General features: G+C 41.3%; 9 protein-coding genes. All 9 read left to right on the top strand.

Annotated features, from left to right (window positions below; translation table 11 throughout):
• Positions 1-842: 842 nt before the first annotated feature.
• Complete coding sequence (locus PX484_RS06290) at positions 843-1,580, top strand: septal ring lytic transglycosylase RlpA family protein (RefSeq protein ID WP_002803995.1); 738 nt, start codon at positions 843-845, stop codon at positions 1,578-1,580.
• A gap of 477 nt (positions 1,581-2,057) precedes the next feature.
• Positions 2,058-2,759 (top strand): ABC transporter ATP-binding protein, encoded by a 702-nt coding sequence (locus tag PX484_RS06285; RefSeq protein WP_287670633.1) that lies wholly within the window; start codon positions 2,058-2,060, stop codon positions 2,757-2,759.
• Positions 2,760-2,883: 124 nt separating this feature from the next.
• Positions 2,884-4,545: an NAD(P)H-quinone oxidoreductase subunit 4 gene (locus PX484_RS06280; RefSeq protein WP_287670631.1), complete on the top strand. Its 1,662-nt coding sequence runs from the start codon at positions 2,884-2,886 to the stop codon at positions 4,543-4,545.
• Positions 4,546-4,701: 156 nt separating this feature from the next.
• On the top strand, positions 4,702-5,745 hold the full coding sequence (locus PX484_RS06275) for a DNA cytosine methyltransferase (protein WP_287670629.1): 1,044 nt from the start codon (positions 4,702-4,704) through the stop codon (positions 5,743-5,745).
• Positions 5,746-5,913: 168 nt separating this feature from the next.
• On the top strand, positions 5,914-6,681 hold the full coding sequence (locus PX484_RS06270) for a hypothetical protein (protein WP_288103173.1): 768 nt from the start codon (positions 5,914-5,916) through the stop codon (positions 6,679-6,681).
• A gap of 329 nt (positions 6,682-7,010) precedes the next feature.
• Positions 7,011-7,352, top strand: a complete 342-nt coding sequence (locus PX484_RS06265) for a hypothetical protein (protein WP_002803985.1) — start codon at positions 7,011-7,013, stop codon at positions 7,350-7,352.
• A gap of 308 nt (positions 7,353-7,660) precedes the next feature.
• Positions 7,661-8,134: a tRNA (cytidine(34)-2'-O)-methyltransferase gene (locus tag PX484_RS06260; protein ID WP_002803984.1), complete on the top strand. Its 474-nt coding sequence runs from the start codon at positions 7,661-7,663 to the stop codon at positions 8,132-8,134.
• 225 nt (positions 8,135-8,359) lie between these two features.
• Entirely contained in the window at positions 8,360-8,947 is a 588-nt protein-coding gene (locus PX484_RS06255) for a prepilin-type cleavage/methylation domain-containing protein (RefSeq protein WP_287764630.1), read from the top strand.
• Between the two features lie 145 nt (positions 8,948-9,092).
• Positions 9,093-9,227 (top strand): ParA family protein (locus tag PX484_RS06250; RefSeq protein WP_288103175.1); only part of this gene is annotated, 135 nt, incomplete at its 3' end.

The following is a 9,227-nucleotide window of genomic DNA, read 5'->3' as shown; positions in this document are numbered from 1 at the left end:
GTAGTCAGTTACCTAATTTTCAGGGAAAAAGTACCTGAATTTTACCCCCGATCCCTCCAATGGTCGGCACTTTTTGAGGTCAAAAAAGTCTAAAAGCCTTATCCAACAAGGTTTTTAGATTTATTCAGCAAGCCCTATATAGGGTTTGCGGCAAAAAGCTTTTCGTGGGGTTAGGAGTCGGTCCTCAGTATTCAGTGATCAGATGCGGGTTTTCAGTTCACTGTTTACTGTTCACAGCCAAAAACTCCCTACTCCCCAATTCATAATTCATAATTCATAATTTCCTATCCCTTTTAAACAGGATTTAGTATTAGCCTGTATCAGCATTTCTGATTCTATAGTTAAGTTTGGCTAATAACAGCTTATTTTTAGTTGCTTGTCAAGCCCCTATTATAATTTTTAATCTCTGATCCTTGGTCTGATTTAACATTGATCTTAAAAATCTAGTTTTTTGTAGCGAAGAAAACAGTTTTATTAACCATTATCTGCTGCTATAGAGGGAAATCGGGGAGGGCTGATAATCCTTGAAACCCTTGTCAATACTAGCATTATTCCCCCTCGAAATTTCACTAATTCCCTAAGTTTTTCTAACCCTGCCCCCCTCTAGGACACAAAAAATTAAAAACCTTCCATCTTAACTTGGTTTTTGGTGCAGGTCAACCCTTTATTTAAATTTTTGATTCTCTTGCCCGATAACGATATAAATTCTTGTAATGACCAACCAATTTTCCGTGATACGGTTGAACAGAACGCAACCAAGTTAGCTTTGCAAGCAAAAAGGAATGTTAGCAAATTCCTTCAGCTTTGCATTGGGAACTTGCTAACGCACAATAAGAAAGTCTATGAATAAACAACTGATCAACAAACTACAAGCTGTAACTGCCCTTACCGTAGTGGGGACTACAGCCTCGATAATTTGTTCCCAGACAGCAGGACACAGCAACAGCCTGACGGATATTAGCCTAGATCGTCAAACTGTGGTCGAGTCAACTACTCAAATCGTTCTGTCCGCTTTTTCTAATAGTCGAACATCTGATTCAGATATTAAATTATCACGTTCGGCTCAAGATAATGTTAACGAAATTCTAAAAACTTTGGAGTCCCTAGTGGACAAAGAAAATACCGTCCCTGCAAGCGTTACACCCCGAACCCAAGAGGCCATTCCTTCGACGGTACAACCCCAATCACAACCCAATCAAGTCAAGCCGGCCCCGGCCAGCAATCCTGCCTCAGTGACACCAGCAGAGAAGCCGAAAACAACCCAAGCGGTAAAAACCAGCAGTCGCCCCCGTAAACAGGGAATGGCCTCTTGGTATGGTCCTGGTTTCCACGGTCGTCGCACCGCTAGTGGTGAGACTTTTAACTCTAGTGGTTTAACTGCCGCTCATCGCTATCTACCTTTCGGCACTAGGGTTAGGGTAACTAATCTGCGTAATGGGCGCTCGGTGGTGGTGCGAATTAACGATCGCGGTCCGTTTAGCGGTGGTCGCGTCATCGATCTCTCCAGAGGTGCGGCAGCGATTATCGGTGTCTTCCAATCGGGAGTTGCCCCAGTTGTCTTGGAAGTTTTAGGCAGATAATCAGTAAACAGTTATCAGTTATCAGTTATCAGTTATCAGTAAACAGTAAGCAGTGAAAAGACAGCACTGTTAATTTGTGTCTGGGAAAATTTAGTACAAATGCTCAGACTTCCTCCTTATCTCTGACTTGAAAGAGGGTGTAGGGTGTGGGGTGTAGGGAAGGAAACCTCTTTCCTCTGTGGGGGTGAAAATTTTTTCATCGGGACTGACCAAAAACTCACATCTGATCAGTGGTAACTGGTAACTGGTAACTGGTAAGTAGGTAGGCACAATTATTTGTAGGATGGGTTAGCGGTAGCGTAACCCATGCGGGCGTTGGGTTTCATGCTTCAACCCAACCTACGTTCATTTTATATTTAATTCCACCCACCTACTTAACTGATCACTGATAACTGATAACTGGTCACTGGTCACTGGTCACTGATCACTGATAACTGATCACTGCTATAGTGATCCTATTGGGATTTGACTGGGTTTATGTTGGAAATTAGCGATTTATCGGTTAATTATGGCGGAATCAAGGCATTACAGCAGGTTAGCTTAAGGGTAGAAGAAGGGGAAATTGTCACCCTGATTGGAGCGAACGGAGCAGGAAAAACGACGACTCTAAAGACGATATCTCGGATTTTAACGGCAAAGACGGGGCGAATAATTTATCAAGGTCAAGATATTACCCATTTACCGCCCCATGAAATCGTTAAGCGGGGAATTGCCCATAGTCCGGAAGGGAGAAGAATCTTAGCGCGTCAAACAGTCTTGACAAATTTGCAGTTAGGTGCGTATACGAGAAGCGATCGCCTAGGAGTAAAAAGCGATATCGAAGAGCAGTTGCAACGTTTTCCCCGACTATCGGAGCGCCGAGAGCAGTTAGCGGGAACCCTAAGCGGTGGGGAACAGCAGATGCTTGCGATTGCCAGAGCTTTAATGAGTCGTCCCAAGTTATTGTTACTAGACGAACCCAGTTTAGGACTAGCGCCGCAGATAGTGCGAGAAATATTCAGTATTATCCGTAAATTAAATAAATCGGGAGTAACTATCCTGTTAGTGGAACAAAACGCCCATTTAGCCTTAGAAACTGCCAATCGCGGCTATGTTTTGGCAGCGGGACGCTTGACTATCGCGGGAAAAGCCGGGGATTTACTCAAGGATGAGCGAGTCAAACAAGCTTATTTGGGTTAATCGATGATGATGCGCCAACTATAGACAAAAGCCTATGGTAAAGGTAGGCCAAAAAATATTCACAAAATTTTACAAAGTCGCATAAAATGAACACATAACGAAATAGGTATTTTTTCTTACTGCCATGCTAACGGCTAACTTCCCCTGGCTCACTGCCATCATTTTGCTCCCCTTGCTTGCCTCTTTCCTGATCCCTGTAATCCCCGACAAAGAAGGAAAAACTGTTCGTTGGTTCGCGCTTGGAGTCGGACTAGCAGACTTTATATTAATGTGTTACGTCTTTTTACAAAAATATGATTTAAGCAACCCCAACTTACAATTAGTAGAAAAAATCGATTGGGTTCCCCAAATTGGTTTAAGTTGGGCGGTGTCAGTGGATGGTATCTCAGCACCGTTAGTTTTATTAGCAGGATTGGTGACAACCCTTTCTATCTTGGCCGCGTGGCAAGTGGACCGCAAACCCCGTTTATTCTACTTCCTGATGCTGTTGCTCTACGCCGCTCAGATTGGTGTTTTCGTCGCCCAAGATTTATTATTATTCTTCTTAATGTGGGAAATCGAGTTAATTCCCGTTTATCTACTCGTTTCCATCTGGGGTGGTCAAAAACGTCGTTATGCCGCCACTAAATTCCTACTCTACACCGCCGCCGCTTCTATCTTCATCCTCGTTGCCGGTCTAGCCATGGCCCTTTACGGTGGTGGCGCGATGACCTTTGATATGGCGGAATTAGGATTTAAAGATTATCCCCTCGCTTTAGAATTAGTCCTTTACGCTGGTTTATTAATCGCTTTCGGAGTCAAACTCGCCATCTTCCCCCTCCATACTTGGCTCCCCGATGCTCACGGTGAAGCTTCTGCACCTGTATCGATGATTCTCGCTGGTGTTCTCCTCAAAATGGGTGGTTATGGTTTAATCCGTCTTAATATGGGGCTTCTACCCGATGCACACATCTACTTTGCCCCGATTCTAGCGATTCTCGGTGTCGTTAATATTATCTACGGTGCTTTCGCTTCCTTCGGTCAACAAAACATGAAACGCCGTCTCGCTTATTCCTCGGTTTCACACATGGGATTCGTCCTTTTAGGGATTGCTTCCTTCACCGATGTGGGTATTAGCGGCGCTATGTTACAAATGCTCTCCCATGGTTTAATTGCCGCCGTCTTATTCTTCCTTGCTGGTGTCACCTATGACCGCACCCATACCTTAGCTTTAAACGAGATGGGTGGGATTGCTCAAGCGATGCCGAAAGTCTTCGCTCTCTTTACTGCTGGCGCCATGGCTTCCCTAGCGTTACCCGGAATGAGCGGTTTTGCCAGTGAAATTACTGTGTTTATCGGTGTCACTAGCAGTGACGTTTATAGCCAAACCTTCCGGGTTGTGACTGTCTTCCTCGCTTCCGTTGGTTTAATCCTCACCCCGATTTATCTACTCTCCATGCTCCGTCAAGTTTTCTACGGAGATGGTTCTTCCTGCGATATTACTAACATTACCCCCAACAAAAGTAACGAACAGGCAGTTTGTTTCGGTACTAGCTGTGTCCTTCCTGACGAATCAGAATATATTGACGCTAAACCCAGAGAAATCTTTATCGCTGTCTCTTTCCTCGCTTTGATTGTCGCTATCGGTTTTTATCCCCAACTAGCTACCCGTATCTACGATGTGAAAACGGTGGCAGTTAACTCGGAAGTGCGTCAAGCCTACAGAGAAATCGCCGCTACTCGTCAAAATATCTACGCTGAAACTAAACCCGACGTAAGCGCCAAGGTTGCCAGTATATTCCAATAAATTGGCAAGTCTAAAGTTCATAGCTTATCGGGAGTAGTAATTCTACTCCCGATTTTTTTTGGCGAGGAAAAAGATGCGAGCATTTATACTAAAATCTAAGATAGCTGGTTTAATATCGTCTCTGGGATCAAAACAAAAGCTTAGAATAGAGAAAATATGTGGACTTTTATTGATTTATTTGCCGGTATAGGAGGATTTAGAATCGCCCTAGAAAATCTCGGTTGTCAATGCGTTTTTTCTTCGGAAATCGATCCTCACTCCCAAAAGGTTTACTTGGCTAACTATGGTCATTTACCCGATAATCAAGACATCAGAAAATTAGAGGTAAAAACTGTCCCCGATCATGATATACTATGCGGCGGTTTTCCCTGTCAAGCCTTTAGTATCGCCGGCAGAAAACACGGTTTTGAAGATGCACGCGGAACCTTATTTTTTGAAGTTGCCCGGATATTACACGAAAAGAAACCGAAAGCTTTTATCTTAGAAAATGTCCAGGGTTTAGTCCATCATGATCGAGGTAAAACTTTAAAAACTATTTTAGATATACTAGAAAAGGATTTGCATTATTTTGTCCCTAGTCCCCAGATTTTAAATGCCAGATATTTTGGGGTTCCTCAAAACCGTCCCCGAATTTTTATCATCGGTTTTCGAGAAGATTTAAATATTTACCATTTTTCCTATCCCCAACCAACCCATCAAGAAACTTGTCTCAAAGATATCCTAGAAGAAAAGGAAGTCAGCGTTAAATATTATCTCTCTAATCAGTATTTAGAAACTTTGTTTAAACACAGGGCCAGACACCAAAATAAAGGTAATGGTTTTGGTTATGAGATTATTTCTCCCGATGGTATCGCTAATGCTATTGTGGTGGGAGGTATGGGAAAAGAAAGAAATTTAGTTATCGATCAAAGACTGACTAATTTTACTCCGGTTACTCGCATTAAGGGAGAGGTAAATAAATTATTCGTCCGCAGAATGACCCCCAGAGAATGGGCAAGATTACAGGGATTTCCCGATAGTTTTCAGATTGTTGTTAGCGATGTCCAAGCTTATAAACAGTTCGGCAATTCTGTGGCTATTCCCGTGGTAAAAGCGGTGGCAAAAGAGGTGATTAAGGTTTTAGATTTATCCAGAGATTCTCAAGAAAATATCGGGGTTAAAGACCTACAGGGGAGACAATTAGAGTTATTGTCAATCTGAGGAACAATAGCGATTTTTTTCTAGGGGTTTGGGTATATGACAGCGTTTCTTATCAAGATGAAGTATAACCTAATTTGCTATGGACGACCGACGACCTGCTCCCCAAAACCAAAACTTCCTATCTCACCCTTAAGATAACTGCTATAATAATGGTTAATTATTTAATCAATGCGATTGCCGTTTATGCTGAAGTCTGACTGGATTAAATTAATCAATGCTATTCGTCTCCGAAAAATTAATTATCGGGGTAAAGACGGTGAATTTAGTTATCGATGCTTTTACCAACAAGTATCAGATTCTAGAAGACATTTAGAAGACGAGAAAAATATACCTTTCACTCTAGAAAAATCTGGACTGGAGTTTTCTGGCAAAAATAATACATTTTGGTTGACTTGTTTTTATAACTATGAAATACCCCCCGCACTTAATCAGCAAGAAACCTATCAGTTTGATCAAGTGTTAAAAAAGTCAATTGATGACATTTTTTCTGATCGTATTTGCACTGGACAAAGAGATTTTACACTGACCACCTCTTTCAGTAGTTCTCATAATACAGATAACTTCTTTTACCATGCTGGTTTTTATGCGGCAGCTTTTCTATATGCTTTTGGTGTCAAAGAACCAAAAATGCAGTTAATCGATCAAGAATGGATAGTAATTGATGAAAAACTAGGCTACTTAGATTTTGCTACCTATTTTAGCTATCCAAAAGCTATTCCTATCAAACTGCCTATCCCTAAAATTATCGATTTAAAAACTACATCAAATTTTCAATTAGCAGAAGGGGTAGAAATAAACGATTTAAAAACTACATCAAATTTTCAATTAGCAGAAGGGGTAGAAATAAACGATAGAGATCATACTAATTATCAGCAATCTTCCCAATACTTAGATGAGATCAGAAGGGAAATTAAAGATGGGTTACTTGACCAATAATAGAGTAAATCGGGATAATAAATGCCTCTCTTGTCCTTTATGTAATAAGTTTTACTCATTAAATATCCGTTCCTTAACAAGAGCTTGATTTTTTTTCCTAAAAACAAGAGATTGCCTAACGCACTCTACCTAAAATTTTCTTAATAAATAGGCTATAAGCAATGTTTTTTCTAACAGCAAAATAGGATTCTGACGAGACGCGGTTTTTCCTTAGAGGTAACAATAAAAGAGCAGCAGAGGTGATGGTTTCGCCGGTTGTGCTTGTTAAAGGTATCTTTCTTATACTACACTTGTAACACCAATAGGTTTAGTATTCGGGAGAAAAAATTATGCGGACAATCACACGCACCACCACTACCGATATGGAAGTCACCAGCATTCGTCTGGAAAGAGTCCTCAAAGACAAGCTGAAAGAGATTTCCGGCAATCAAGGTTATCAAGCGCTCATTCGCGATGTCCTATGGAATTTCGTTCAACAGAAATCAGGAGATTATCGACCGCAGTTTTGTGCTGGCGATATAAGGGCAGTATTTAACGCTACAGCTAGAAAAAATGAGATTTGCGCTCTTACAGGCAATTTAATCCCCGCTAATGCAACAATGTTGTTAGGTTTGACCATCCATGGCGATTTAGTCCCGTTGAGTATGGATAGTTATACCAATTTAAAATAAGTTTGACTAGGGTGGGGCAGAATCTAGTATAGTTAGTCCTCACCCAAGGGAAGTGGGAATTATAAATTATAAATTATGAATTATGAATTGAGAGGTGGGAATTATAAATTATAAATTATGAATTATGAATTGAGAGGTGGGAATTATAAATTATAAATTATGAATTATGAATTGAGAGGTGGGAATTATAAATTATAAATTATGAATTATGACTTGAGAGGTGGGGAGTTTTTTGCTGTGAACAGTGAACTGATAACTGATAACTGATAACTGATAACTGATAACTGATAACCGATAACTGATAACTGATGACTGAAGCGATTTTACGAGTGGTTTTAATTAATCCGCAAATTCCGCCAAATACGGGGAATATTGCCCGTACCTGCGCCGCAACGAGGACAGAATTGCATTTAGTCGGTCCTTTGGGTTTTGAAATTAGCGATCGCTATCTGAAGCGGGCCGGCTTAGATTATTGGCCCTATGTAAAACTTATGTACCACTTGACAATCGATGACTTTTGTGTATATCAACAAAAGAGCGGCGGAAGGGCGATCGGGTTTACCGTGCGCGGCAGCAGTAGTTATCTGGAATACAGCTATCAAAGCGGAGATTGGCTACTTTTTGGCAGTGAAACCGACGGTATTCCAGCAGATTTATTAAATCAATGTGATGACACGGTTTATATTCCCATGGCAGAACCGGGGGTGAGAAGTTTAAATCTTTCCGTTAGTGTGGCCATCGGATTATTCGAGGCTAGACGACAATTGGGATTTATTCGTTAGCGGGACATTTGGCTATATAAACAGAGCAAATAAACTGAATTGATCATAAAATTGCAAAATTGCTTTTATTTAGCTCATTTTTGCTTATATCACGAAAAATTGTGATCGCCGTCAATTTTGTCCGTAATAACAGCAGTAAATTATGTGGATTATCCTAGCGCAAATTAATTGTTGCTCCTTTCTAATCCCATAATTTATTGAAAATAAAAAGGCAAGATGAGGCTTATGAATATCTTCGACCTTTCTTCTAATACTTTTCGCAATTTACAGCTTTTTAATCGGCAAAAATCCACCTCTGGCTTAACTCAAGTCGAGATGTTAGTTACCCTAATTTTATTAGGAATTCTCTTAACCATTGCCCTTTCTGTTTATCATCGTTTCATGGCTTGGATTCGCTTAAATATCGCCACCTTTGAAATATCCCAACAATGGAAAAATACCCGTTATCAAGCCACAGGAGGAGGTTCTCACCCTATATCTTTGTGCATGGCCGCAAGTGAGACCGAACAGATTAAAGTGGCCAAAGTGCAGGGGGACGAATGTGAAAATGTCACCGATTGGACTCCCATCACTCGCGGCGTTAGCATCGATACTAATAATTCTACCCTACGCCGAGTTAACGGACCGGCGGGTAATCAAGGGACAATTTATCGCGCTAGTTGGGGCGACACAAGAGAGGGGTTAGGGGGTTCTTGGGGACAGTTAGGCAGAATTACTTTAGTGGCTGCCGGTACACCCGACAAACGCTGTTTATTTTTATTTCGTGTTGATGGTAGTTGGGATATTCGCCAAGATAATAGATGTGTGCCTTAAACCGTAAAAAGTTATCGATATGATATCGAAAGAGTCACGCTCAAAAATCTAGAATCCCGACTGATAGCCTTTCTGCGGGGAAACTTAAACGGTTTTCAGTCCGTCTGGGAGTACACTAGAAAATACTCACTTATTCGATCCGTTCATGATTATTTCCGTCGTAGCACTGAAGGGAGGGGTCGGGAAAACCACCACATCGATTCATTTGGCCGCCTATTTTCAAGAAAAAGCGCCCACCTTATTGATTGATGCGGATAAAAATCGTTCGGCTCTCCATTGG

Origin of the sequence: Microcystis sp. M49636_WE2 (assembly GCF_030065375.1) — a bacterium.
GTDB classification, from domain to species: domain Bacteria; phylum Cyanobacteriota; class Cyanobacteriia; order Cyanobacteriales; family Microcystaceae; genus Microcystis; species Microcystis aeruginosa_C.
The sequence above is the reverse complement of the archived record's forward strand: the minus strand, read 5'-3'. Positions and strand labels throughout refer to the sequence as shown.

What these genes read in the sequence shown, in the direction of transcription:
- PX484_RS06290 (WP_002803995.1), top strand. Translation starts at nt 843, where the DNA reads ATGAATAAACAACTGATCAACAAACTACAAGCTGTAACTGCCCTTACC.
- PX484_RS06285 (WP_287670633.1), top strand. Translation starts at nt 2,058, where the DNA reads ATGTTGGAAATTAGCGATTTATCGGTTAATTATGGCGGAATCAAGGCA.
- PX484_RS06280 (WP_287670631.1), top strand. Translation starts at nt 2,884, where the DNA reads ATGCTAACGGCTAACTTCCCCTGGCTCACTGCCATCATTTTGCTCCCC.
- PX484_RS06275 (WP_287670629.1), top strand. Translation starts at nt 4,702, where the DNA reads ATGTGGACTTTTATTGATTTATTTGCCGGTATAGGAGGATTTAGAATC.
- PX484_RS06270 (WP_288103173.1), top strand. Translation starts at nt 5,914, where the DNA reads ATGCGATTGCCGTTTATGCTGAAGTCTGACTGGATTAAATTAATCAAT.
- PX484_RS06265 (WP_002803985.1), top strand. Translation starts at nt 7,011, where the DNA reads ATGCGGACAATCACACGCACCACCACTACCGATATGGAAGTCACCAGC.
- PX484_RS06260 (WP_002803984.1), top strand. Translation starts at nt 7,661, where the DNA reads ATGACTGAAGCGATTTTACGAGTGGTTTTAATTAATCCGCAAATTCCG.
- PX484_RS06255 (WP_287764630.1), top strand. Translation starts at nt 8,360, where the DNA reads ATGAATATCTTCGACCTTTCTTCTAATACTTTTCGCAATTTACAGCTT.